Here is a 23,570-nt window from a genome sequence, read left to right as displayed (position 1 = left end):
CGGCGCGCGGCGGAGCCGGCCCGCTGAAGCCCGATCGCGCGCGAGCGCGCCCCCCCGGGATGCGGGACGATCAGGAAACGAGTACGGCGCCGGCGACGAAGCGCCAGATGCCCAGCGCCGCCATCGCCAGCAGGGTGATGAACGTCAGCAGCGTGCCGGCGAAGCGTCCGAACGAGTAGCCGGGCGATCCGCCCAGCCCCACGGCATGCAGCACGCGCGCGACCAGAAGCGCGATGCCGAACGTCCACAGCCACGTCGTCGACACGGCCGCCAGTTCGAGCAGTGCGAGCATCAGCAGCGCCAGCGGCACGTATTCGCCGAAATTGGCGTGGACCCGCACCTTGCGCGTCAGCGCGGGGTCGCCACGGGTGCCGACGCCGATGTTGCGGGCCTTGCGGTGCAGCACCACGCGCATCGCCAGCACGAGATAGAGCGCGACGTGCAGCGACGCGACCAGCAGGGAAATACGCGGGGTCATCCGGGATGTCCTTCGTGAAGGGAGTGGGCCGCGAGCGAGCTGGCCGTGTGGCCGGCCGCGAACCGGCCGTTGTCGTCGCGCACCACCTGGGCCAGCGCGACGTCGGGATCGTGGGTGAGGAACAGGCGCACGTCGCGCCCGGCCATGTCGGCGAGGAAGACCTGCTTCTCGTCGATGATCAGCTCCGGGTACCGGTCGTAGCCCATGGTGATCGGCACGTGCACCCACGGCAGCCCGGGCACGAGATCGGCGCAGAACACCACGCCGCCGTGATGCGCGCCGCGCTGCACGTCGGGTCCGAGGATCTCGGCCAGCATCATGCCGGGCGTGTGGCCGTCACTGCGATGGAAACGCACCGCGGCGCCGAGCGCCTCGCAATGCGCGCCGTCGAGGAACTGCAGCCGACCGCTGGCCTCGAGCAGGCCGGGCAACTCGGGAATGAAGCTCGCGCGATCGCGCGCATGCGGGCGTGTGGCGCGGTCCCAGTGCGCGCGGCCGACGACGAACGTGGCATTGGGAAACAGCAGCTCGGGCGCGCGCCCCTCGGCCCACGGCGCGAGCAGACCGCCGGCGTGGTCGAAATGCAGATGGCTCAGCACCACGACGTCGATGTCGGTGTGGTCGAAGCCCGCCTCGCGCAACGAATCGAGCAGCACGTGGCGCTCTTCCTGTACGCCGAAACGCGCGCGCAGCTTCGGCTCGAAGAAAGCACCGATGCCGGTCTCGAACAGCACGGTCTTGCCGTTCAGCGGCGTCGCGAGCAGACCGCGCGTCGCCAGTGGAATGCGGTTGAGCGCGTCGGGCGTGGCCCACTTCGTCCACATCGCGCGCGGCGCATTGCCGAACATCGAGCCGCCATCGAGCTTCTGCGAGTTGCCCGCAATCGACCACAGTTTCATGACGCCCTCCCGCGTCGCACCGGTGGCCGATTGTAGGCGCAGCGCGTGCGGCGGCGCGGCGCGAATCAGCGCGCGGCCGGCTCGACCTTCGCTTCGCCCACGTCGTTGCGCGGGTCGCTGCCGCCGCTGAGCGCGCCCGTCGCGCGGTTCCACTCCACCGTCTGCAGGTTGCCCCAGACATGGCTCGACCCGCGCCCGCCCGCGGCGCGGTCGCCGGGCAGGTTCACCGTGTGGCCCAGCGCGCGCAGCCTGGCCGCGGTGTCGGCGGAGAACGCATCGCGCTCGGCCGAGATCGCATCCGGCATCCACTGGTGGTGATACCGCGGCAGCGCGGCGACGGCCTGCGCATCGAGACCGGCGTCGTAGCCCAGAATGCCCAGGAGCACCATCGTGATGATGCGGCTGCCGCCCGGCGTGCCGAGCACGGCCACGCGATCGTCGGAGACGAGGAAGGTCGGCGTCATCGAACTCAGCGGCCGCTTGCCCGGCGCCGGCGCGTTCGCATCGAAGCCCATCACGCCGAACGCGTTCGGCACCCCGGGCTGCAGCGCGAAGTCGTCCATCTCGTTGTTGAGCAGCACACCGGTGCCGGAAGCGACCAGACCGCTGCCGAACAGCAGGTTCACCGTCTGGGTGACCGCGGCGCGGTTGCCGGCGGCGTCGATGATCGAGAAGTGGGTGGTCTCCTCGTCCTCGAGCGGCGTCGCCACGCCCGAAAGCAGATCGCTCGGCGTCGCCTTCTCCGGATTGATCGTCGCGCGCAGGCCGGCGGCATACTCGCGGCTGGTCAGCGTGCGCTGGGGAATGCGCACGAAATCCGGATCGCCCAGATAGAACGTGCGGTCGCGGAACGCGCGACGCATCGATTCGACGACCAGGTGCGTACGCGCCGCGTCGTCGAGGGCCGTGAGGTCGTAGGGCCCGAGGATCTGCAGCATCTGCGCCATCGCGATGCCGCCCGACGACGGCGGCGGCGCGGTGACCACCTCCCAGTCGTGGTAGCGGAACCGGATCGGCGTGCGCTCGACCACGCGGTAGGCGGACAGGTCCGCCGCGGTCCACTCGCCGCCCTCGGCATTGACCCCGGCGACGAGTTTCGCGCCCGTTTCGCCGCCATAGAAGCCATCGAAGCCGCGCTCGGCCAGCAGGCGCAGGGTGCGCGCGAGATCGGGCTGCCGGAAGATGTCGCCCTCTTCCGGTGCGCGGCCGTCGGCGAGGAACACCGCGCGCGTACCGGGGTAACGCTCCATCACCGCGCGCCGCGACTGGTAGCCGCGCGCGAACCGCGCATAGACCGGAAAGCCGTCTTCGGCGATGCGGATCGCCGGCGCCAGCGATCGCGACAGCGGCAGCGCGCCGTAGCGTTCGGCGATGTGGACGAAGGCGGCCGGCAGGCCCGGAATGCCGGCCGACCACGGACCGTTCTCGGCGCGGTCGCGATCGAAGCCGCCCTCCGCGGTGCGGTAGCGGTCCGGGTGCGCGCTGGACGGCGCGGTCTCGCGCGCGTCGACGAAGATGTCACGCCCGCTCGCCGCATCGTGCAGCAGGAAGAAGCCGCCGCCGCCCAGACCGGACGAGATCGGCTCGACCACCGACAGCACCGCCGAGGTCGCGATGGCCGCATCGAAGGCATTGCCGCCTTCGCGCATGACCGCGAGGCCGGCTTCGGTGGCCAGCGCGTGGGCCGAGGCGACCGCGTTGCCGGGCGGCGTGGCGGCGGACTGCGGAACGGCCGGCGCGACGTCCGGAGTCCGCACCTCGCGCGCGCACGACGGCGCGACCGCCAGCAGCAGTACCGACAACAGCAGCGCCGGGATGCCGGCCGTGGGGCGGACACGGGTCATGACGCCTCCTGTTGCAGCCGCGCCAGCTTGGCCAGCAGCTGTTCCTGGGTTTCGGGGAGATCGGGATCGGGATCGATGCACTCGACCGGGCAGACCACCACGCATTGCGGCTCATCGAAATGCCCGACGCACTCGGTGCAGCGCGCGGGATCGATGACGTAGATCTCCTCGCCCTGCGAAATCGCCTGGTTCGGGCACGCCGGCTCGCAGACGTCGCAATTGACGCAGAGCGCATTGATCTTCAGGGACATGCGGCCATTGTAGTGACTGGCCGCGGGCGCGGCGTTCCATGGATGGAACCGCGTGCCGCAACGCCGCGCCGGGCCTGAACGCAGACCGCCGCCGTGCGCAGGCACGGCGGCGGCGGAATGCACGGCCGGCAGGGCCGGCCGGTACGGCGGATTACTGCGCGGTGTCGACGAACACGTATTCGACGCCGGCCGGCTCCACGGCCGCCTTGACGCGCTCGGCATCGGCGGCAGCGCCGATGAACACGACGCGCACGCCGCGCATGGTGTTCGGCTCCACGCCTTCGAACGCGGCGACGGTGAGATTGGCGGTGCGCGCCGAATCCAGGCCGGCGAACATCAGCAGGTTGCCGCGGACGATGCCGCGCGAGACGTCGGTCTTGGCCTTCTCGAGCAGACGCTCGTAGTCGCCATCGACCGGCGCCGACAGCTCGGGGGCGGCGTCGGCATTCGCAGCCGCGTCCGCACCGGCTTCGGCCGGCGCGGGTTCGCTGGCCGGGGCACCGGCCGGGGCCGGCGGCACCAGGTAGACGTAGGGCGAATTGTTGATGCCGTCCATGTTCCGGTTGGCGACATCGTTGAGATACGCGTTCCAGGCGGCGCGGTCGTCGTTCTGCGGCGCGGTGACCGGCGCGGCCTGGGCTTGCGGCGCGGGCTCGTCCTTGCTGCAAGCCAGGACCGGCAGGACCAGGCAGGCGATGAGCAGCGCGCGGTTGATGGACTTCATGGGATTCCCTCTCGTGTTTTCTGTCGTGTGGCGTGGATGGACAACGTCAGCGTTGCGTGTGTTTGCGCAGTGCGCGATCGACCGCGGCGGGCACGAAGCCCGCCACGTCGCCGCCGAGGCGCGAGATCTCGCGCACCAGCGTGGAGGAGATGAAGCCGTACTGTTCGGCCGGGGTGAGAAACAGCGTCTCGACCTCGGGAATCAGATGCCGGTTCATGCTGGCGAGCTGGAACTCGTATTCGAAATCCGACACCGCGCGCAGGCCGCGCAGCAGCACGCCGGCGCCAACTTCCGCGACGAAGTGTGCGAGCAGCGAGTGGAAGCCGATGACCTCGACGTTGGGCACGTGGGACAACGCCTCGCGCACCAGGCCGACGCGCTCGTCGAGGGACATCGCCGGGCGCTTGGCCGGACTTTCCGCCACGCCCACGATCAGCCGCTCGAACAGCGGCGCCGCGCGGTCCACCAGGTCGACGTGCCCGTTGGTGATGGGGTCGAAGGTGCCCGGGTAGACGGCGATGCGTTTGCGACTCGCACTCATGCTGGCGTCGGCTGTATCGGGTGTGAGGCGCGGGCGCCAAGTGTAGCAGCGCCGCGGCCCGCGTCAGCCGGCGCGGCGGAACAGTGCGCAGTGCGCATCGCGGGTGGCCAGTTCGCGGTGCAACCGCCACCGGGCGCCCAGCTGCGCGGGGCGCGCGGAGGGCGATTCCAGATACAGCCAGGCGTCGGCCGCGAACGCGGGTTCGAGCGCGGCCAGCGCCGGCGTCCACAGATCGAGCGCGAACGGGGGATCGACGAACGCGATGTCGACGCTGCCGGCCGGCAAGGCCGAGGCCGTCGCGACCGCCTCGCCGCGCCGGACCTGCACCGCGTCGCCGGCGGACAGCCGCGACACCGTCGCCGTCAGCGCGGCCGCGAGCCCCGCATCGCGCTCGACCAGCAGCGCGTGGGCCGCGCCGCGCGAGACCGCCTCCAGCCCCAGCGCACCGGTGCCGGCGAACAGATCGAGCACGCGCGCGCCCGGCAGCGCCGGCTGCAGCCAGTTGAACAGGGTCTCGCGCACGCGGTCCGACGTCGGCCGCAGACCCGGCACATCGGGCACGTCCAGACGCGTGCCGCGCCAGCGGCCACCGACGATGCGCACCCGCCCGGGACCGGCGTTGCGGTCGGTCCGCGGCGGCCGATTGCGTGACGTATTCAAGCGCGTGCGCCCCCACAGGGCGGCTGAAAGGCGGGTGATACCATGCGCGCCATTCTCCCCCATCCCCGTTCCGACCGCCGCATGGTCAGCTGGTTCAAGCGCGACAAATCCCCCGATACGACCGAGGCCGACAGCGGCCGACGCCGCCTCAGCGCCGAGGAGATCGCGGCTGCGTTCGCGCCGCCTGTCGCGCCAGCGCCTGCGCCGCCGGCGAGCCCGACGCCGCCGACGCCCGGTACGGACGGCACGGGCGCCGGCGACGCCGATGCGCCCGTGGCGACCACGCCGGCCGTGCCCGCAGCGCGCCCCGCGCCGCCGGCGATCGTCGACCCGGCTGCCGCGCTGGCCGATTACGTGTTCGCGAGCACCATGCCCGCAGCCGCACCCGGCAAGTCGGGCTGGCGCGAGCGCCTCGGCGGCAACACCTTCGCGCGCAGCTTCGGCGGCCTGTTCTCGCGCAATCCCAAGCTCGACGAGGACCTGCTCGACGAGATCGAAACCGCCCTGCTGACCGCCGACGTGGGCGTCGCCGCGAGTACCGACCTCGTCGGCGGCCTGCGCAAGCGCATGAAGCAGCGCGAGTTCGCCGATGCCAATGCGCTGCTCCAGGCACTGCGCACGGAGTTGATCGCGATGCTCGCCCCGGTGGCCAAGCCGCTGGTGATCGACACCGCCGCCAGGCCCTTCGTGATCCTCACCGTCGGCGTCAACGGCGTCGGCAAGACCACGACGATCGGCAAGCTCGCCAAGCGCTTCAAGGACGAAGGCCATCCGCTGATGCTGGCCGCGGGCGACACCTTCCGTGCGGCCGCCGTCGCCCAGCTCAAGGCCTGGGGCGAGCGCAACGACGTCGCCGTCGTCGCCCAGGGCCAGGATGCGGACCCGGCCGCCGTGGCGTTCGATGCCTTGCAGGCCGCGAAATCGCGCGGCACCGGCGTGCTGATCGCAGACACCGCCGGGCGTCTGCACACCCAGCAGGGCCTGATGGCGGAGCTGGGCAAGATCCGCCGCGTGCTCGGCAAGATCGACGCCGCGGCGCCGCACGAAGTGCTGATGGTCATCGACGGCACCACCGGCCAGAACGCGCTGTCGCAGCTGCGCCAGTTCAATGCCGCGGTGCAGGTCACGGGCCTGGTGGTCACCAAGCTCGACGGCACCGCCAAGGGCGGCGTGGTGTTCGCACTCGCGCGCGAATTCAGCATCCCCATCCGTTTCGCGGGGATCGGCGAACGTCCCGAGGACCTGCGCGTGTTCGATGCCGAAGCCTTCGTGGACGCGATCCTGCCGGAGACGCTCGGCGCGTGAGCACGCCGGCACCGGCGCCCGGGGCGCCGGCGCCGCGCCGTCGGCGCTGGCTGTTCCTGCTGGCGGTGCTCGTCGCCGCCGGCCTCGGGCTGGCGCTGTCGGTCCGCGTGCTGTTGCCGCCCGAACGCGCACTGCATCTGGTGCTCGAGCGCCTAGGACCGGCGCTCGGCCTCGAGCTCACGTTCGACGGCACCGTCGACTACCGCCTGCGCGGCACGCCGCAGCTCGAAGTCCGCAACGTCGTCGCCCGCATGCCCGGCGAGACCACGCCGCTGTTGCGCGCAGATCGCGTACTGGTCTCGCTGCCGTGGTCGACGATCCGAAGCCGCGGCGCCGAGCTCGAGATCGCGCGGATCGAACTCGACGCCCCCAGCGTGCACCTGCCCGCCCTGTTGCGCTGGCTCGATGCGCGGCCGCCCGGCGATGGCCGCGTGCCGCCGTTCACCGACGGCCTGCGCATCCGTAACGGCGTCGTCGACGCCGACGGCTGGCGGATCGAGGCGCTGATGCTCGAACTGCCCGCCTTGCACCCGGACCGCGCCGTCGATGCGCGCGTGGCCGGGACGGCGGTCAGCGCCGCCGTGAGCGCACCGTTCCAGTTGCGCGTGCGGGCCGATCGCCTGGTCGAGCTGCGCACGCTGGACGCGAACGGCAGCGTGACCCTGCGCCTGCCGTCGGGCCGGCTCGACACCCGGCTGCAGTTCGACGCCACGCGCATCGAGCCCGCAGCGCCGGGCCTGCACCTCGCACCGGTGCGCCTCGCCGCCGATGCACACTGGCGCGCACGCGCGACCAGCCTTCCGTTCGCGTTCGGCCTGCAAGGCCGGTTGGCCGTCGATGCGGGTCGGTTCGAACTCGCACCGGTCGGCATCGCGACGCGGGCCGAGGGGCCGGTGCCGACGCTGGCGGCAGGCGGCCGCCTGGTCGTCGACGACGCGCTGCAGCTCGCGCTCGACGGCCGCATCGCGCGCTGGCCCGAGGCCTGGCCCGCGCTGCCGGCCCCGCTCGGCGACAGCGGATCCCCGATGCCCTTCGCGCTGCGTTACGCCGGCCCGCGCGCACTCGATGCGCCGCTGGCCCTGCGCGTCGAACACGCCGGCGCACGCTTCGACGGCCACGCGCGCGTGCCCGCGGTGCTGCAGTGGCTCGACGCGATCGACACCGGCAGCCCGGTGCCGCCACTGCAGGGCCGCCTGACCGCGCCGCGCGTCGCACTCCCCGGCACGATGCTCGAAGACCTGCAGATCGAGTTCGACGACGGCAGCGACGAATGAACGATTACGCCGAACGCCTGCTGGCCTGGTTCGATGTCCACGGCCGCCACGACCTGCCTTGGCAGCATCCGCGCACGCCCTACCGGGTGTGGCTGTCGGAAATCATGCTGCAGCAGACCCAGGTGCGCGTGGTGATTCCCTATTTCGAGCGCTTCGTCGCCGCGCTGCCCGATGTGCGCGCGCTCGCCGCTGCCCCGCCCGACGACGTGCTCGCGCTGTGGTCGGGACTGGGCTACTACGCCCGCGCGCGCAACCTGCAAGCGGCGGCGCAGCGCTGCGTGGCGGTACACGGCGGCGATCTGCCGCGCGACCTTGATGCGCTGGTCGCCCTGCCCGGCATCGGTCGCAGCACCGCCGGCGCGATCCTGTCGCAGGCCTGGGGTGACCGCGCGCCGATCCTCGACGGCAACGTCAAGCGTGTGCTCGCCCGGCGCCATGCCGTCGACGGCTGGCCCGGGCTGCCGAAGGTCGAGAAGACCTTGTGGTCGATCGCCGACGCGCTGCTGCCACACACGCGCATGGCCGACTACACCCAGGCGCAGATGGATTTCGGCGCCACCTTGTGCACGCGTCACAGCCCCGCCTGCCTGCTGTGCCCGGTGCGCGCCGACTGCGCGGCCTTCGTGCAGGGCCGCGTCGAGGAGCTGCCCACGCCGCGGCCGAGCAAGGTGCTGCCCGAGCGCGAGGCCGTGCTGCTGCTGCTCGAGAGCCGCGATGGCCGCGTACTGCTGCAGCGCCGCCCGCCGACCGGTGTCTGGGCCCAGCTGTGGTCCCTGCCGCAGCTCGATGTCGGCGACGATCCCGCGCACTGGCTGCGGGGCCATGCGGCCGGCCTGATCGACCCGGTGGAGTTCGATACGCCCGCGCGGCTCGCGCCGGTGCAGCATGGTTTCAGCCATTACCGCCTGCGTCTGCATCCGCTGCACTGGCCCGGTCTCGCCCCGGGTCGCGGCGTGCGCGACAATGACACGCTGCGCTGGGTGGCCCGCGACGATCTCGCGACCCTCGGCATTCCCGCCCCGATCCGCACGCTGCTGCTCGCGCCGCGCGTCGCCCTGGAGGACTGAGATGAGCCGACGCGTGTACTGCGTTCACGACCAGATCGAAACCGACGGCCTGGATTTCGTGCCCTGGCCGGGCGCGCTCGGCAAGCAGGTCTTCGCCGAGATCGGCAAGCCGGCCTGGGCGAGGTGGCTGGCGCACCAGACCATGCTGATCAACGAGAACCGGCTCTCGCCGCTCGACCCCAAGCACCGCGCGTTTCTCGAAGAGGAGATGCGCAAGTACCTGTTCGAACGCCAGACCGGCACCGTCGCCGGTTACGTGCCCGAATCCGGAAGCTGATCTGAAGGCTCGTCCATCGACGGCGCATCCTCGGGATTGCGGCGCTGCGCCTCGCGGATCGCCGCGACATCCAGCGGACGGATCCGGCGGATGTGGCATGGGATGTTGATCGAACTGCGACTGCGCACCAGCACCCGGTCGAAGCGCGCGCTGACCCGGCTCATCGTGCTGGTCAACCCGATCGCGGGCGTGTACTCCAGGTCCTGACAGGGGCCGCTGAGGTCCAGCAACCAGGCCTCGCCCGGCCGTGTCCACACCGCGAGCGCGCTGTCGCCCAGCGGCGTCCAGCCGTTGATCCGGCCGAGATAACGGAAGTGGTCGACTTCGGCACCGGCGTGCTGCGCATACAGCGCGTAGCGGTCGGCATCCGACAGCCGCTGGCTGGCGCAGCCGGCGAGCACAGCCGCGGCCGCGAGAATCGCGGCGACACGACGAACGAGCAAGGGTCGGGTCGGCACTCCAGTGGAAGCGGACATCGTGCACTCCTGCGCAGCGCGCATGCGGGTCGAGCGCGATGATGCGCGCCCCCCGATGAAGGCCGGGCGAGCCGGACGCCCGGCGCGCTAACTCGCGCTGGACGGCGTGCCGACGCCCGCAGGCCCGGCGCGCCGTCGCATGATCCAGTTGAACAGCGGCGTCGCCATCAGCGTGGTCACGATCGCCATCAGCACCAGGATCGAGAACAGGCCCGGCTTGATCACGCCGGCCTGCAGACCGATGTTGATCAGGATCAGCTCCATCAACCCGCGTGCGTTCATCAGCGCGCCGATCGCCTGGGCGTCGCGTGGGCTCTCACCCGCGAGCCGTGCCGCGCCCCAGCAGGCCAGCCCCTTCCCGGCGAACGACGCCAGCAGGATCGCACCGGCGGCGAGCAGCATCTGCGGTTCGAACACCATGCCGAGATTGGTCTTCAAGCCGGAGAACGTGAAGAACATCGGCAGGAAGAACACCACGACGAAGGGCTGCAGCATCGCGCGCAGCTTCTCCACCAGCGCGCCCTTGGGCATGCAGGCACCGAGCAGGAAGCCGCCGAACACCGCGTGAATGCCGACCGCGTCCATCGTCCAGGCGCTCAGGCAGAACAGGATCAGCACCACGGCCAGCGTCGTCGAACCGAGCGGCGCGTCCGGACGCACGGTGTCGGCGAGGCGCCGCAGCATCCGGCGCCCGATGGTCAGCATGAACACCGCATAGGCGACGCCGCCGCCGATCGCGAGCCAGGCGCTGTCCCAGCTGCCGCCGAAGCTCGCCAGCACCACGGCGAGAATGCACCAGGCCGCCGCATCATCGACCGCGCCCGCGGTCAGCGCCAGCGTGCCCATCGGCGTGCCCGACAGGCCGCGCTCGTGGATGATGCGCGCGAGCATCGGAAACGCCGTGATCGCGATCGCCGCGCCGAGAAACAGGGCCGCATCGGACATCTTGATCGTGTCCGAGAACAGGTTCGGCATCCCGATCAGCCACGGCGTGATCAGAAACGCCAGCGCGAAGGGCACCGCGATGCCCGCCACCGACACCATGAAGGCGCCCCGTGCACGGCTGCGGAAATGGTCGCCGCGGAACTCGGTGCCCACCAGGAACATGTAGAAGCCGACGCCGAACTGCGCGAACACGTACAGCGTGTCCAGCGTCTGCGCCGGAAACAGCGCCGCCTGCAGGTCCGGCAGCAGCCAGCCGAACAGCGACGGGCCGAGCGTGACGCCGGCGATCATCTCGCCCACCACCTGGGGCTGCCCCAGCCGCTGCGCCAGCCGCCCGACGAGTCGGCAGACCAGCAGGATCACCGCGACTTGGAGAAAGAAATAGACGGACAGTTGGGCGGTCGGCACGGCGGAGCTCCGGCGCCCGGATGGCGCGGCGCGATGATAGCCCGCACCTCCGGCCACCGCGCGGCACGTGGATCAAAAAAAAGAGGCCCGCATCGCTGCGGGCCTCGTCGAACCTTGTCGCAATGGTGGCCGGGGAGGGAATCGAACCCCCGACACGGGGATTTTCAATCCCCTGCTCTACCAACTGAGCTACCCGGCCACTGCGGGAGGCGCATGATACGGGGCGAATGAGCAGACGGCAACCATTGTCGACCGCACGCGTGCGGAGACCGCCCGTCGACACCGCGGGCGCCGCCGGCGACGCGCTAACATCGGCGTCCGCCCAACGACGACGGAGCCTGCGATGAAGCCGTGGAAGCTGCTGACGATCCTGCTGGTGACCTGCGCGCTCGCCGCCTGCGCGACCGGCCAGCGACGCGTCTCCGAACCGGCGGCCAGCCTGCAGCAGCTCACGGTCGCCGCCGACGGCAGCTGGTCCGTCGATCTGCGTGTGCAGAACTACAGCAGCATTCCGATGCGCTTCGATTCGGTGCAACTCGACTTGCAGATCGCCGACGAATCCGCCGGCACGCTGAGTTCGACCGCGCCGATGACCATCGGCTCGGAATCGGCCGACGTGCTGACGCTGACGCTGACGCCCTCCGCGCAGGCCCGCCTGCATGCGGCCGACGCCCTGGCGGGTGGCCGCACGCTCGCCTACCGCATCGAGGGCACCCTGCGCGCCGCACCCGAAGACCGCGGCAGCGCACGCGACTACCGCATCCGGCGCGCGAGCGTATTGAGCCCGGTGCCGGGCCTGCCCGGCGTGATGCGCTGATTCCCTGACGCCATCGTTTCCGATTCATTCCGCGCCGCGCACATCGCCGCGCGCACCGACCACGAGCCGACCCCATGAGCACCTACACCGCCCCGTTGAACGACATCCGCTTCGCCCTGCACGACGTGCTGCAGGTCACGCCGCTGTTCGCATCGCTCGGCTTCGAAGACGCCAACCGCGAGACCGTCGATGCCGTGCTCGACGAATGCGCACGCATGTGCGAAACCGTGCTCGCCCCGCTCAATCGCATCGGCGACGAACAGGGCGTGCGTTTCGACAAGGCCACCGGCGCGGTCACCACGCCCGACGGCTTCAAGGCCGCCTACGACCAGTTCGCCGACGGCGGCTGGACCGGCATGAGCGCGCCCGCCGAATTCGGCGGCATGAACATGCCGCATGCGGTGGGCATCTGCCTGGAAGAGATGATCGACGCGGCGAACCTCGCCTGGAGCAACTTTCCGCTGCTGTCGCACGGCGCGGTCAACGCGCTGCATCATCACGGCGAGGCCTGGCAGAAGGAGGTCTTCCTCAAGCCGCTGATCGCCGGCACCTGGACCGGCACCATGTGCCTCACCGAGCCGCAGTGCGGCACCGATCTCGGCCTGCTCAAGACCCGCGCCGAACCGCTCGGTGACGACCGCTACGCGATCACCGGCACCAAGATCTTCATCACCGCCGGCGAGCACGATCTCACCGACAACATCGTGCACCTCGTCCTCGCCCGCCTGCCGGACGCACCGGAGGGCAGCCGCGGCATCTCGCTGTTCGTCGTGCCCAAAGTGCGCGTGGCCCGCGACGGCACGCTCGGGGAGCGCAACGCGGTGCGCTGCGGCGCGGTCGAACACAAGATGGGCATCCACGGCTCGGCGACCTGCGTGATGAACTTCGACGGCGCCGAGGGCTATCTCGTGGGCCAGCCGCACAAGGGCCTGATGGCGATGTTTACGATGATGAACACCGCGCGGCTCGGCGTCGGCGTGCAGGGCCTCGGCCTCGCCACCCGCGCCTACGAGAACGCACTGCGCTACGCGCGCGAGCGGTTGCAGTCGCGCGCGCTGTCGGGCGCCAAGCTGCCGTCGAAGCCGGCCGATCCGATCATCGTCCAGCCCGACGTGCGGCGCATGCTGCTGACCTGCAAGGCGCTGACCGAAGGCGGCCGGCTGCTGGCCTACCACGCGGGCTCGCTGGTCGACAGCGCCGAGCGCGCGCAGGACCCCGCCGCGCGCAAGCAGGCCGATGACCTGCTCGGCTTCCTCACGCCGATCGTCAAGGGCTGCCTCACCGAGTGGGGCAACGAATGCACCTATCACGCGCTGCAGTGCTACGGCGGCCACGGGTACATCGCCGAGCACGGCATGGAACAGCTCGCGCGCGATGCGCGCATCACCACGCTGTACGAAGGCACCACCGGCATCCAGGCGCTCGACCTGATGGGCCGCAAGACCATGCAGCTGCAGGGCGCCGGGCTGCGCGTGTTCCTCGGCATGATCGAGGCCTTCTGCCGCGAGCACGACGGCGCGCCGGGTCTCGCCGAATTCATCGCCCCGCTGCGCGCGCATGCGGCGCAGTGGCAGCAGCTGACCGCAGCCATCGCCGAGCGCGCGGCGGCGGATCCGGAAGAAATCGGCGCCGCGGCGCACGACTACCTGTTCTTCTCCGGCTACGTCGCCCTCGCCTACTGGTGGGCGCGCAGCGTGGCGGTCGCCGACGCGTCGTCGCGTTCGGAAACGTTCAAGGCCGGCAAGCGCGAGACCGCGCGCTTCTATTTCGCGCGCATCCTGCCGCGCACGCTCGGGCATGCGGCCGCGATCGAGAGCGGGCCGGCCACCTTGCTGTCGGTCGCCGACGAGGCCTTCGACAGCTGACGCGCCGCGCGCCGGCACGGCGTCTCCCGCCGACCCTCACCAGGCGGCGGGAGGCACGTGGTGCGCTCGCCGCATGCGCGCGCCGGCTGGCACGAGACCGATTGCACAAACCGTCATGGATCGGGTATATGCTCGATCCCCGATGGAGACCGATCGCGCGCCTCACCGCCACGTCCCCACCGGTTCCGCAACGGCGCCGGTTCCCGACCTCTCCTCCGACACCCGCCCACGCACGCGACGCGACGGCGTCCGCCTGCTCGCACTCGACGCGCACGGGCGCGCCCTGAACTGGATCAGCTGGCAGGACGCGGCCTGTCTCTACGCGCGCGGCGCGGTCGCCTGGACGCTCGGCGAACCCTGCATCACGCTCTACGGCGGCCTGTCCCGCGAGACCGGCCGGCAAAGCCGCATGGACCTGCATCCGATCATCGCCGGCCGCAGCCACGTGCGCGCCTCGGCGATCGACCCCACGCCCGCGTTGACCAACACCGCGCTGTTCGCGCGCGACCAGTCGCTGTGCCTCTATTGCGGCCGGCATTTCAGCCGCCAGCTGCTGACCCGGGATCACGTCGACCCGCTGTCGCAGGGCGGTCTCGACATCTGGGAAAACGTGGTCTCGGCCTGCGTGCACTGCAACTCGCGCAAGGGCGGTCGCACCCCGCAGCAGGCCTCGATGCCCTTGCTCGCGGTACCGTTCCGGCCGAGCTGGATCGAACACCTGATCCTCAGCAACCGCAGCATCCTGGCCGACCAGATGAGTTTCCTGCGCTCGCACCTGCCCAAGCGGCGGCGCACCGCGATCGCCTGACGCCGCGGCACCGCACCCGGCGGCGCGACGCCCCGGACGCGTGCGGTGCAGAGACGCGATCCCCTTGTATTCCGATGCAGCACTTCCCCGCGCGCAGGCGCGAGGACCCGGCCGGCACGCGAATCCGCGCCCGCATCACCCACGGGCGCGGCGCGGCTCGTTACACTCGCCGCATTGTTCCGACGGTACAGCCGCATGCGATTGACGATTGCCCTCAGCGGCATGGACAGCGCCACCGAGACCGCGCTCCGCGCCGCGTTCGCGGGCGCGAACGCCCAGTTGGACGGCGCCTGCGCACTGGTGGCCGAGTCCGAATCGCAACACGTCATCGTCGACATGGACAGCATGTATGGCCCGATGAGCTGGCTGCGCCTGCATGCGGCCGGCAAGCAGGTCATCGGCCTGACCTCGGCGCCGCGGGTGCAAACCCATTTCAGGCTCGGTCGGCCGTTCGACGAGCAGGCCATCGTCGGCCTGTTGCGCGAGATCGCCGAGAGCAGCGGGATCACGCTGGCCGGTGCATCGCCGTCCGCGCCGTCGCCTCCGGCGCAGGTGCCGCCGGTGACTGCGGCTCCCGAACCGTCCGCGCCGGCGCCCGCTCCGGGCACCCGGTCGGAAGACGACAGCCCCGTCGCCGTCACGGCCGAGGCGCCACGGCCAACCGCGACCGCCACGCCCACGCAGGCCCCGAGCGTGTCGCCGGTCGGCGCAGCCCCTCCGGTCAGCGCCGGTGCCGCGCCCGCTGCGCCGGACGGCGAACGCCCGATGGTCGACTGGATCGCCGATCCCGCGATGCGTGGCCGCTTCCGCTACCGGAACGCCACCGGGCCGACGCTTCTCATCGATTTCGACGCCCGCCAGTATCACGGCCCGTCCACCCTGAAACCGTTGACCCAGTACTTCGAGGCGCCCGTCCCCCGCGCCGCGTTCGAAGCGGTCGCCGACGACGCCTGGGTGCTCGACGCCCCGGCCACGGGCCCGGCGCAGCCGCTGTCGCGCCTGCACTGGCTGGGCGCCCTGCTGGCCGGTGACGGCGGGCTGGCACCGGGCTACGACCCCGATGCGCGCTACACACTGAACAAGTGGCCACAGACCGAACGCGAATACCCGCGCCATTTCCGTATCGCGACCGCGATGATGAAGGGCCCGGCCACGCTGTCGGAAATCGCGAGTGCCAGCGGGTTGCCGGCCGAGGAGATCCACCGGTTCGTGAATGCGAACCTCGCCACCGGGTATGCCGAACCCTTCGTCGAGACGCCGCCGGAACCGGCCGATTCGGGCAAGAGCGGCTTTTTTTCGCGTCTTCGCGGGCGCTGAGACAGCGTCCGTATGACGGCGCGATGACGCCCGCATGAGGGCAGGCCGTACAATGGCGGGATGATCGATTCCACGCGCTATCCGCGCCTTTCGCGCATCGACGCGCCGTCCGACCTGCGCCAGTTCGAAGAATCCGAACTCCCCGCGATCGTCGACGAGCTGCGCGCCTATCTCATTGAGTCCGTCGGCAAGAGCGGTGGCCATTTCGGCGCCGGCCTCGGCGTGATCGAACTGACGACCGTGCTTCATTACCTGTACGAAACGCCGGATGACCGGATCGTCTGGGACGTCGGCCATCAGACCTATCCGCACAAGATCCTCACCGGCCGGCGCGACCAGATCCACACGGTCAAGCAGAAGGACGGCGTCGCGCCGTTTCCCAAGCGTGAGGAATCCGAATACGACACTTTCGGCGTCGGGCACTCGTCGACGTCGATCTCGGCCGCACTCGGCATGGCGGTGGCGAACGCACACGCCGGCAACAGCCGCCGGGTGATCGCCGTGATCGGCGACGGCGCGATGACCGCCGGCATGGCCTACGAGGCCCTGAACCACGCCGGCGGCATGGAGCCCGAACCCGACGTGCTGGTGATCCTCAACGACAACCGCATGTCGATCAGCGAAGCCGTCGGCGGCCTGACCAAGATGCTCGGCCGCGCCACCGGCAACCGCACGCTCAACGCGCTGCGCGAGAGCGGCAAGAAGCTGCTCGGCGACAAGAACACCCCGACCGCGAAGTTCGTGCGCCGCTGGGAGGAGCACTGGAAGGGCATGTTCGTGCCCTCCACGTTGTTCGAGGAGATGGGCTTCCACTACACGGGCCCGATCGACGGTCACGACGTCAAGGCGCTCGTCGAGACGCTGAAGACGCTCAAGGGCCTCAAGGGGCCGCAGCTGCTGCACGTGATCACCACCAAGGGCAAGGGCTACGAGCTCGCCGAAGGTGACCAGATCGGCTATCACGCGGTCTCGCCGTTCGATCCCAGCCTGGGCGTCGTGGCCAAGGCCGGCGGGGTCAAGAAGCCCACCTACACCGATGTGTTCGGCGAATGGCTGTGCGACATGGCCGCGGCCGACGACCGCCTGCTCGGCATCACGCCGGCGATGCGCGAGGGCTCGGGCCTGGTCCGCTTTTCGAAGGAATACCCGCAGCGGTATTTCGACACCGCGATCGCCGAACAGCATGCGGTCACCCTGGCGGCCGGCATGGCCTGCGAGGGCGCCAAACCGGTGGTGGCGATCTATTCCACATTCCTCCAGCGCGCCTACGACCAGCTGGTCCACGACGTCGCCTTGCAGAAGCTCGACGTGCTGTTCGCGATCGACCGCGGCGGCGTCGTCGGTCCCGACGGCGCCACCCACGCCGGCAATCTGGATCTGAGCTTCCTGCGCTGCGTGCCGAACATGGTCGTCATGGCGCCGGCCGACGAAGCCGAATGCCGGATGATGCTCACGACCGGGTTCCGTCACGAGGGGCCGGCTGCAGTGCGCTATCCGCGCGGCACGGGTCCGGGTGTCGCGCTGCAGAGCCGGCTGGAGACGCTGCCGATCGGCAAGGCGGATCTGCGCCGCCGTGGCCGTCGCGTGGCCCTGCTCGCCTTCGGCGCGATCGTGCCGGCGGCCGAGCAGGTGGGCGCCGAACTCGATCTCACCGTGGTCAACATGCGCTTCATCCGCCCGCTCGACCGCGCGCTGCTGCTCGAATTGGCCCGGGACCACGACGCCTTCGTGACGCTGGAAGACAACGTCGTGGCCGGGGGCGCCGGCTCGGGCGTCGCCGAGCTGTTGAATGCCGAAGGCCTCGTGATGCCGGTGCTGCATCTCGGCCTGCCCGACGCGTTCCAGCATCACGCCAGCCGCGAGGATCTGCTCGCCGAAGCCGGGCTGGATCCGGCCGGCATTCGACGCGCGGTGCTCGCACGCTGGCCGGATCTGTCGGCGCGCCCGGCCCTCGGCGACCAGGCCGCGGCCGGCTGACCGGGCCGGGCCGGATCAAGGCGCCGCGGCGCCGGGCGTCCCCTCGCTCTCGCTGTCGTCTTCGACGGCATCGGCCTCATCCGGTGCCAGTACTGCGTCCACCCGCGGGCGCAGCGCCGCCAGAAAGCCCGACGCGCCGAGCAGGTCGTTGACCGAGAGGGTCGCGAACGAGACGCGGTGCGTGGCGAGCGCGGCATCCGCCGCCGCCACCCAGTGCGCACGCACCTGCGCTTCGAGTCCGTCGAGTCCGCGTTTTCGGGCGGTTTCGGTCTGCAGGAAGGACGACAGGCAGGCCTGCACCTGACTGCCGTAGCCGGCCGTCGCCCGTAGCACGTCGAGATCGCCGACCGCCCAGGCGTTCGCGCGTGCAGCCACCTGGGGCAGGCCGCGTTCGATGAGGTCGAGCGTGTCGCGCACGCAGGCCACGTCCTCGGGCTTCATGCCTTCCTTGCGGAAATCGGCGAGGGCCGCGCGCGGATCGTCGAGCTTGATCTCGAGCGTCGTCGACGTGAGCTCCATGCCGCGCGCTTTGAGCACCTCGTTGATCACCGGCGCGACCACGCCGCCCTCGCGCAGGCCGTTGGCATCGAGCGCGGCGCGATAGAGCTGGTGCACCGCGATCGCCGGGCGCTTGCGCTCGATGCCGCGGTCGCGCCCGATGTAGCGCGCCTTGAGCACCGACCAGCGCTGGTAGACATCCGCCGGCAGCAGTTCGTCGAGCGTGGCGCCGTCGGGATTCCGCACCGCGCGCATCGCCGCCGGCAGCATCGTCAGCCCCCGGAATACACCGATATCCCGGCCGACCACGACGCCCGGCGGTCCGAGGACGGCCCCGGCTTCGGCCAGCACCTCGCGCGCCTCGTCCGACCGCCAGGTCATCGCCTTCGGCAGCGGCGACTGCGTGCCGAGGATGTAAAGGGTGTTCTCCCCGCGACGCACGCGCCACAGCCCGGGGCCGGGCTGGAAGCCGGACACCACGACCACGTTCATGTCGACGATGGCACCGCCATCACCCGGCGGTCCGGCCGGGGCTTGGTCCGCCACCGGCGCCTGCGCCGATGCCGCGGTCGCCATGCAAAGGAGAACCGCGACATGCCAGGCCTTCCGTGTCATCCGCATCATCTGTACGCGCCTCCGGGTTGGAGCGCGACTAATACGATGGCGTTCGAGCCCGCGCAAGGGCGCTTCGTCATGCGGGCGGCGCGGGGGCCACCGTCACTGCGCTTCCCGGATGACCGGCCTCGGACACGACGTCGCACAACGACGAAGGCCCGCACATGGCGGGCCTTCGAAGTATGGTCGGGGTAGCCGGATTTGAACCGACGACCACTTGTCCCCCAGACAAGTGCGCTACCAGGCTGCGCTATACCCCGGAATCCGGAAATTATACCGGCATGCGGGCGTTTCGCCCATGCCTGCGTGCTCAGCGCTTCAGCAGCTGCAGCACGTCCTCGAGTTCCATGCGCACCTGGCGCACGATCTGGTTGCTCAATGCCGACTCCTGCTTGGCGCCCTCGCCCTCCAGGCGCAGACGCGCGCCGCCGATCGTGTAGCCCTGCTCGTAGAGCAGCCCGCGGATCTGGCGGACCATCAGCACGTCGTGACGCTGGTAGTAACGGCGGTTGCCGCGACGCTTCACCGGCTCGAGGCTGGGAAACTCGGTTTCCCAGTAGCGCAGCACGTGCGGCTTGACGTCGCACAGCTCACTGACCTCGCCGATGGTGAAGTAGCGTTTGGCCGGAATCGGCGGAAGTTCGCGATTGCTGCCCGGATCAAGCATGGGCCGTTCCCACCGTGCCGGTGTAGGCCTCGACGCGCTCCTTGAGCTTCTGGCCCGGGCGGAAGGTCACCACCGTGCGCGCGGAGATCGGGATCTCCTCGCCGGTCTTGGGGTTGCGGCCCGGGCGCTCGTTCTTGCGGCGCAGGTCGAAATTGCCGAAGCCCGACAGCTTGACCTGGCGGCCCTGCTGCAGCGCCTCGCGCAGCACGTCGAAGAAGGCGTCGACGAACTCCTTCGCCTCGCGCTTGTTCAGCCCGACTTCCTCGTAGAGCTTTTCGGCCATGTCCGCCTTCGTCAACGCCACGCCGCTATCCCCTGTGAGACCTCAACTCCGCAGCGCCGCGCCGTGTTCGCGACCCAGCGCGGCGACCACATCCGCCACGACGGCATCCACGTCGCGGTCGGTCAGAGTGCGGGAATTTTCCTGCAGAATCAAGCCCATGGCGAGGCTCCTGAAACCGGATTCGACCCCCTTGCCGGCATAACGGTCGAACAGCCGGATTCCGGTCAACAGCGGACCGGCTGCCGCGCGCACGGTGGCCTCGAGCGCCGCCCAGTCCACGGCCTCGGGCGCGACGATCGCGAGGTCACGACGGACCGACGGGAACTTCGACAGGGGCGAAAGCCGCGGCAGGGGGCGTGCCTGCAGCGCCTCGGCGTCGAGTTCGAACGCGACCACCGGCTGCTCGATGTCCAGTGCACGCAACAGGCGCGGATGCAGCTCGCCGATCCAGCCCACGCGCACACCGTCGCGCAGCACGTCGGCCGAACGCCCGGGATGCCCGTGCGGCGCGCTCGAGCGCGTGAACGCAAGACGCGCGCCGGCGACGGCGGCCAGCGCTTCGAGATCCCCCTTGAGATCGAAGTAGTCGGCCGGGCGCGCGGCCTCGCCCCACTGCTCGGCGGCGGCGTCGCCGACGATCGCAGCCGCCACGCGCAGGGTTTCGATCGGCGCGCGGTCGCCCTCGGGCGCCCTATTGAACACCTTGCCCAGCTCGAACAGACGCACGCGCGATTGCTGGCGCGCGAGGTTGCGGCCCAGCGTGGCGACCAGACCGGGCAGCAACGCGGTGCGCATGACACCGAGCTCGCCGCTCAGCGGGTTGGCCAGCGGCACGCTGTCGGCATCGGCGTTCCACGCCGCGAGCAGGCGCGCGTCGACGAACGCGAAGTTGACGGTCTCCAGGCAGTCGCGGGCGACCATCTGCCGGCGCAGCTCGGCCTCGGCAACCCGGGTCTCGCTGGGCGCGGCGATACGCGTCGCGCCGCCGGGCAAGGTGGTCGGCACGCGGTCGTAGCCGTGGATGCGCACGATCTCCTCGATCAGGTCCTCCTCGATCGCCAGGTCGAAGCGCCGGGTGGGTGCCGTGACCTGCCAGCCCTCGGCATCGCCCTCGACGCCCAGCCCCAGCGCGCGCAGGATGCGCTCGACCTCGGCATCGTCGACGGCCAGGCCGAGCACGCGCGCCAGACGCGCACGGCGCAGCGCGATCACGCGCGGCCGTGCCAGATGCGCATCCAGTTCCGCGGCGATGACCGGGCCGGGTACGCCGCCGGCAACGTCGAGTATCAGCCGCGTGGCGTACTCGATCGCCGTGCGCGGCAGCTCGGGATCCACGCCGCGCTCGAAACGGTGCGCGGCATCGGTGTGCAGGCCGAGACGGCGGCTGCGGCCGATGATCGCGTCCGGCGCGAAATGTGCGGATTCGAGAAACACGGTGCGGGTGGCGTCTGTCACGCGCGTGTCGAAACCGCCCATCACGCCCGCCAGTGCGACGACGCGGTCGGCGTCGGTGATCGCGAGGAACTGCTCGTCCAGGGTCACGTCGCGGCCGTCGAGCAGGGTCAGGGTTTCGCCCGCGCGCGCGCGGCGCACGCCGACCGGACCAGTGAGCAGATCGCGGTCGAAGGCGTGCATCGGCTGGCCGAGTTCCAGCATCACGTACTGGGTGACGTCGACGAGAAAGCTGACCGGGCGGATGCCGCTGCGCCGCAAGCGCTCGGCCATCCATACCGGCGTCGGACGCGTCGCGTCGACCCCGTCGATCACGCGGCCGAGGTAACGCGGCGCATCCGCGCCGGCGTCGAGCGTCACCGCCAGCTGCGCATCGGACTGCGCGGCCACCGGGGCCGCGTCGAGCGGCACCACCTGGCTGCCGAATGCGGCGGCGACATCGAACGCGATTCCGCGCACGCCGAAACAGTCGGCACGGTTCGGCGTGAGCTTCAGCTCGAACGCGGCGTCGGGCAGGCCGAGATAGTCCGCCAGCGGCGCGCCGACCGGCGCATCGTCGGGCAGTTCCAGCAGCCCGGATGCATCCGCGTCGATGCCGAGTTCCTTGGCCGAACACAGCATGCCGTTGGAGTCGACGCCGCGCAGTTTCGCGGCCCTGATCGTCAGCTCGCCCACCGTCGTGCCGATCGTCGCCAGCGGCGCGACCAGCCCCGGACGCGCGTTGGGTGCACCGCAGACGATCTGCAGCGTTTGCCCGCCCGCGTCGACCTGACACACCTGCAGCCGATCGGCTTCGGGGTGTTTCTCGGCCGAGACGATGCGCGCGACGACGACGCCGTCCAGCCGCTCGCCCAGCGGCGTGATCTCTTCGACCTCCAGACCGATCGCCGTCAGCGTCGCCGCCAGCTGCTCGCGGGTGGCGTCGGTCTCGACGTGCTGGCGCAGCCAGTTTTCGCTGAATTTCATGCTGAAATTCCGTGATTCGTAATTCGTGATTGGTGATTCGACGGAGCGGCGCTCCCGCGATCGGTGACCGTGTGCGTGATCCTCTGTTTCGAATCACCAATCACGAATCACCAATCACCGCCCTCAGGCGAACTGCCTGAGGAACCGCACATCGTTGTCGAAGAACGCACGCAGATCGTCGACGCCGTAGCGCAGCATCGCGAAGCGCTCGACGCCGAGGCCGAAGGCGAAGCCGGTGTAGCGCTCGGGGTCGATGCCGGCCGCCTTGAGCACGTTCGGATGGACCATGCCGCAGCCCAGCACCTCGAGCCAGCGCGTGCTGCCGTCGGCCTGCTGCCAGGCGATGTCGACTTCGGCACCGGGCTCGACGAACGGGAAGTAACTGGGGCGGAAGCGCATCTCGAAATCGCGCTCGAAGAACGCGCGGACGAATTCGCTCAACGTGCCCTTGAGGTCGGCGAAGGTCGCGTGCTCGTCGACCAGCAGGCCCTCGACCTGATGGAACATCGGTGAATGGGTCTGGTCGCTGTCGGAACGATAGACCTTGCCGGCCGCGATCATCCGCAGCGGCGGCGCATGCGCGCCCATGTAGCGCACCTGCACGCCTGAGGTGTGCGTGCGCAGCAGACGCGCGACACCGGCGCCGTCGGGCGGAAAATAGAACGTGTCATGCATCGCACGCGCAGGGTGGTGCGGCGGAAAGTTCAGCGCCTCGAAGTTGTGCCAGTCGTCCTCGATCTCGGGGCCGTCGGCGAGTTCGTAGCCGAGCCGCCCGAAGATGTCCGCGATGCGCTCGAGGGTGCGGCTGATCGGATGCACGCCGCCGCGCGCGCCGTTGCGCCCCGGGAGAGTGACGTCCAGCGTCTGCGAGGCGAGCTTCGCGTCCAGTGCGGCGTCATCGAGCGCGGTCTTGCGCGCCGCGAGCGCAGCGCCGATCGCATCGCGCGCACGGTTGATCGCTTCGCCCGCCGCCTTGCGCTCGTCACCCGGCAGCGTGCCGAGCGCCTTGAGCTGGGCGGTGATGCGGCCGCTCTTGCCGAGCAGCGCGACACGCAACGCATCCAGCGCCTCGGGCGTCGCCGCGGCCTCGATATCGGCCAGCGCCTGGTTCGAAAGGGAATCGATTTCGCTCATCGCACTGCGTGCCCGTCACTGA

The 23,570-nt window shown here is 70.5% G+C and carries 22 protein-coding genes, 2 tRNA genes and 1 pseudogene; 9 read left to right on the top strand and 16 right to left on the bottom strand.

What is annotated here, in order from left to right; translation table 11 throughout:
* Positions 1 to 70: 70 nt before the first annotated feature.
* From PQS31_RS06505 to rsmD, 7 genes are all read right to left on the bottom strand, one after another.
* Positions 71 to 478 (bottom strand): MAPEG family protein, encoded by a 408-nt coding sequence (locus tag PQS31_RS06505; protein ID WP_272761849.1) that lies wholly within the window; start codon positions 476 to 478, stop codon positions 71 to 73.
* The gene (locus tag PQS31_RS06500) at positions 475 to 1,377 is read right to left on the bottom strand and encodes an MBL fold metallo-hydrolase (RefSeq protein WP_272761848.1); all 903 of its coding nucleotides are present in this window, start codon (positions 1,375 to 1,377) and stop codon (positions 475 to 477) included. The genes PQS31_RS06505 and PQS31_RS06500 overlap by 4 nt, the downstream gene beginning before the upstream one ends.
* A 65-nt stretch (positions 1,378 to 1,442) precedes the next feature.
* Positions 1,443 to 3,221 carry a gamma-glutamyltransferase gene (gene ggt / locus PQS31_RS06495; protein WP_272761847.1) on the bottom strand — a complete coding sequence of 593 codons (1,779 nt, stop codon included), beginning with the start codon at positions 3,219 to 3,221 and terminating at the stop codon, positions 1,443 to 1,445.
* Positions 3,218 to 3,472, bottom strand: coding sequence for a YfhL family 4Fe-4S dicluster ferredoxin (locus tag PQS31_RS06490; protein WP_272761846.1), 255 nt, complete (start codon positions 3,470 to 3,472; stop codon positions 3,218 to 3,220). The genes ggt and PQS31_RS06490 overlap by 4 nt, the downstream gene beginning before the upstream one ends.
* A 151-nt stretch (positions 3,473 to 3,623) precedes the next feature.
* Positions 3,624 to 4,196 (bottom strand): hypothetical protein, encoded by a 573-nt coding sequence (locus tag PQS31_RS06485; protein ID WP_272761845.1) that lies wholly within the window; start codon positions 4,194 to 4,196, stop codon positions 3,624 to 3,626.
* A 46-nt stretch (positions 4,197 to 4,242) separates the two neighbouring features.
* The gene (gene coaD / locus PQS31_RS06480) at positions 4,243 to 4,737 is read right to left on the bottom strand and encodes a pantetheine-phosphate adenylyltransferase (RefSeq protein ID WP_096209465.1); all 495 of its coding nucleotides are present in this window, start codon (positions 4,735 to 4,737) and stop codon (positions 4,243 to 4,245) included.
* A gap of 63 nt (positions 4,738 to 4,800) precedes the next feature.
* Complete coding sequence (gene rsmD, locus PQS31_RS06475; protein WP_272761843.1) at positions 4,801 to 5,397, bottom strand: 16S rRNA (guanine(966)-N(2))-methyltransferase RsmD; 597 nt, start codon at positions 5,395 to 5,397, stop codon at positions 4,801 to 4,803.
* A gap of 81 nt (positions 5,398 to 5,478) precedes the next feature.
* Here rsmD and ftsY point away from each other — a divergent pair, with 81 nt between their 5' ends.
* The 4 genes from ftsY to PQS31_RS06455 are packed head-to-tail and all read left to right on the top strand — an operon-like array spanning position 5,479 to position 9,320.
* Positions 5,479 to 6,702 carry a signal recognition particle-docking protein FtsY gene (gene ftsY, locus PQS31_RS06470; RefSeq protein ID WP_272762128.1) on the top strand — a complete coding sequence of 408 codons (1,224 nt, stop codon included), beginning with the start codon at positions 5,479 to 5,481 and terminating at the stop codon, positions 6,700 to 6,702.
* Positions 6,699 to 7,976 (top strand): hypothetical protein, encoded by a 1,278-nt coding sequence (locus tag PQS31_RS06465; protein ID WP_272761842.1) that lies wholly within the window; start codon positions 6,699 to 6,701, stop codon positions 7,974 to 7,976. Before ftsY ends, PQS31_RS06465 begins: the two co-directional genes overlap by 4 nt.
* Complete coding sequence (mutY, locus tag PQS31_RS06460) at positions 7,973 to 9,043, top strand: A/G-specific adenine glycosylase (RefSeq protein ID WP_272761841.1); 1,071 nt, start codon at positions 7,973 to 7,975, stop codon at positions 9,041 to 9,043. Before PQS31_RS06465 ends, mutY begins: the two co-directional genes overlap by 4 nt.
* 1 nt (position 9,044) lies before the next feature.
* Positions 9,045 to 9,320: an oxidative damage protection protein gene (locus PQS31_RS06455; RefSeq protein ID WP_272761840.1), complete on the top strand. Its 276-nt coding sequence runs from the start codon at positions 9,045 to 9,047 to the stop codon at positions 9,318 to 9,320.
* Here PQS31_RS06455 and PQS31_RS06450 read toward each other — a convergent pair.
* From PQS31_RS06450 to PQS31_RS06440, 3 genes are all read right to left on the bottom strand, one after another.
* The gene (locus PQS31_RS06450) at positions 9,296 to 9,796 is read right to left on the bottom strand and encodes a DUF6491 family protein (protein ID WP_272761839.1); all 501 of its coding nucleotides are present in this window, start codon (positions 9,794 to 9,796) and stop codon (positions 9,296 to 9,298) included. The genes PQS31_RS06455 and PQS31_RS06450 overlap by 25 nt on opposite strands.
* A gap of 87 nt (positions 9,797 to 9,883) precedes the next feature.
* A complete protein-coding gene (locus PQS31_RS06445) occupies positions 9,884 to 11,149 on the bottom strand; it encodes a cation:proton antiporter (RefSeq protein ID WP_272761838.1) in 1,266 nt (421 codons plus the stop codon).
* A gap of 123 nt (positions 11,150 to 11,272) precedes the next feature.
* Positions 11,273 to 11,348 (bottom strand) — tRNA-Phe (locus tag PQS31_RS06440).
* Positions 11,349 to 11,492: 144 nt separating this feature from the next.
* Between PQS31_RS06440 and PQS31_RS06435 the strand changes: the two genes are divergently transcribed.
* The 5 genes and pseudogenes from PQS31_RS06435 to dxs all read left to right on the top strand — a co-directional run bounded on the left by PQS31_RS06435 (position 11,493) and on the right by dxs (position 17,933).
* Positions 11,493 to 11,966, top strand: coding sequence for an LEA type 2 family protein (locus tag PQS31_RS06435; protein WP_272761837.1), 474 nt, complete (start codon positions 11,493 to 11,495; stop codon positions 11,964 to 11,966).
* Positions 11,967 to 12,040: 74 nt separating this feature from the next.
* Positions 12,041 to 13,831, top strand: a complete 1,791-nt coding sequence (locus tag PQS31_RS06430) for an acyl-CoA dehydrogenase C-terminal domain-containing protein (protein ID WP_272761836.1) — start codon at positions 12,041 to 12,043, stop codon at positions 13,829 to 13,831.
* A gap of 247 nt (positions 13,832 to 14,078) precedes the next feature.
* Positions 14,079 to 14,639: pseudogene (locus tag PQS31_RS06425) on the top strand (HNH endonuclease); the annotation flags it as partial.
* 195 nt (positions 14,640 to 14,834) lie between these two features.
* On the top strand, positions 14,835 to 15,956 hold the full coding sequence (locus PQS31_RS06420; protein WP_272761835.1) for a hypothetical protein: 1,122 nt from the start codon (positions 14,835 to 14,837) through the stop codon (positions 15,954 to 15,956).
* A gap of 60 nt (positions 15,957 to 16,016) precedes the next feature.
* The gene (gene dxs, locus PQS31_RS06415; RefSeq protein ID WP_272761834.1) at positions 16,017 to 17,933 is read left to right on the top strand and encodes a 1-deoxy-D-xylulose-5-phosphate synthase; all 1,917 of its coding nucleotides are present in this window, start codon (positions 16,017 to 16,019) and stop codon (positions 17,931 to 17,933) included.
* A gap of 15 nt (positions 17,934 to 17,948) precedes the next feature.
* Here dxs and PQS31_RS06410 read toward each other — a convergent pair whose 3' ends face one another.
* The 6 genes from PQS31_RS06410 to pheS all read right to left on the bottom strand — a co-directional run bounded on the left by PQS31_RS06410 (position 17,949) and on the right by pheS (position 23,548).
* Positions 17,949 to 19,007: a TraB/GumN family protein gene (locus tag PQS31_RS06410; RefSeq protein ID WP_272761833.1), complete on the bottom strand. Its 1,059-nt coding sequence runs from the start codon at positions 19,005 to 19,007 to the stop codon at positions 17,949 to 17,951.
* A 222-nt stretch (positions 19,008 to 19,229) separates the two neighbouring features.
* Positions 19,230 to 19,306 (bottom strand) — tRNA-Pro (locus tag PQS31_RS06405).
* Between the two features lie 50 nt (positions 19,307 to 19,356).
* On the bottom strand, positions 19,357 to 19,713 hold the full coding sequence (locus PQS31_RS06400) for a MerR family transcriptional regulator (RefSeq protein ID WP_096209477.1): 357 nt from the start codon (positions 19,711 to 19,713) through the stop codon (positions 19,357 to 19,359).
* Positions 19,706 to 20,017 (bottom strand): integration host factor subunit alpha, encoded by a 312-nt coding sequence (locus PQS31_RS06395; RefSeq protein WP_272761832.1) that lies wholly within the window; start codon positions 20,015 to 20,017, stop codon positions 19,706 to 19,708. Before PQS31_RS06395 ends, PQS31_RS06400 begins: the two co-directional genes overlap by 8 nt.
* A gap of 21 nt (positions 20,018 to 20,038) precedes the next feature.
* Positions 20,039 to 22,414: a phenylalanine--tRNA ligase subunit beta gene (gene pheT / locus PQS31_RS06390; protein ID WP_272761831.1), complete on the bottom strand. Its 2,376-nt coding sequence runs from the start codon at positions 22,412 to 22,414 to the stop codon at positions 20,039 to 20,041.
* A 123-nt stretch (positions 22,415 to 22,537) separates the two neighbouring features.
* Positions 22,538 to 23,548, bottom strand: a complete 1,011-nt coding sequence (pheS, locus tag PQS31_RS06385; RefSeq protein WP_272761830.1) for a phenylalanine--tRNA ligase subunit alpha — start codon at positions 23,546 to 23,548, stop codon at positions 22,538 to 22,540.
* Between the last annotated feature and the right edge of the window lie 22 nt (positions 23,549 to 23,570).

The organism is Luteimonas sp. BLCC-B24, from assembly GCF_028550595.1.
Taxonomy (GTDB): Bacteria; Pseudomonadota; Gammaproteobacteria; order Xanthomonadales; family Xanthomonadaceae; genus Luteimonas.
This window is presented reverse-complemented; position numbering and strand designations above follow the sequence as displayed.